Origin of the sequence: Nocardioides cremeus (genome assembly GCF_030518195.1) — a bacterium.
GTDB classification, from domain to species: Bacteria; Actinomycetota; Actinomycetes; order Propionibacteriales; family Nocardioidaceae; genus Nocardioides; species Nocardioides cremeus.
Genome location: NZ_JAULSC010000065.1, coordinates 1 through 745, shown reverse-complemented (window position 1 = coordinate 745; position 745 = coordinate 1). Strand labels below are relative to the sequence as shown.

The 745-nt window shown below is 45.2% G+C and carries 1 protein-coding gene; it reads left to right on the top strand.

Annotated features, from left to right (window positions below; translation table 11 throughout):
- Nucleotides 1-745: glycosyl hydrolase family 28 protein (locus QWJ41_RS20745; protein ID WP_302710369.1), on the top strand; the 745-nt coding region annotated here is incomplete at both ends.

Here is a 745-nt window from a genome sequence, read left to right as displayed (position 1 = left end):
GTTTGAAATGGGGATATGCTGAGTGGGAAGGACCGCTGATTGAAATCAAAGGAAGCAAAGTAACCGTTGTGGGTACCGGTGCCACTTTGGATGGACAAGGTGCTAAATGGTGGGACGGTCAAGGAGATAAAGGAAAAAAGAAGCCCAAATTCTTCAGAATCAAGACCACCGGCGGATCAAATCTGAACAACATCAAACTCTTAAACTGTCCCCATCAATGCGTTTCAATCAACTCTGCTAGTGACACCGTTCTAGATCGATTCACCATTGATGTTAGCGCCGGAGATTCACAAGGAGGTCACAACACCGACGGATTCGACGTCTCCAGCTCAAACCGCATTACCGTTCGAAATTCTGTAGTTAAAAATCAAGATGACTGCGTTGCAGTAAACCAAGGTTCCGGCATGATCTTCTCTAACTTGACCTGCAGCGGAGGACACGGTTTGAGTTTGTCCGTAGGTCAAAGTTCCGCAAGTGGCGCTGCAAACACTGTTTCCAATATCACTTTTAGTGATTCCACTGTCATGAATTCGGACAACGGTATCCACATTAAGACTCATTCAGACGCTGGAACAGGTGCCGTTAAGGATGTCACTTATAAAAACATTAAACTTTCAGGTATTAGAAAATACGCAATAAATGTTCAAGAAGACTATGAAGGCGGGTCTTCCACTGGGAATCCTAAGGGCAACATCCCAATCAGCAACTTGATAATGACTTCAGTGGGGGGCAGTATGAGTGGAGG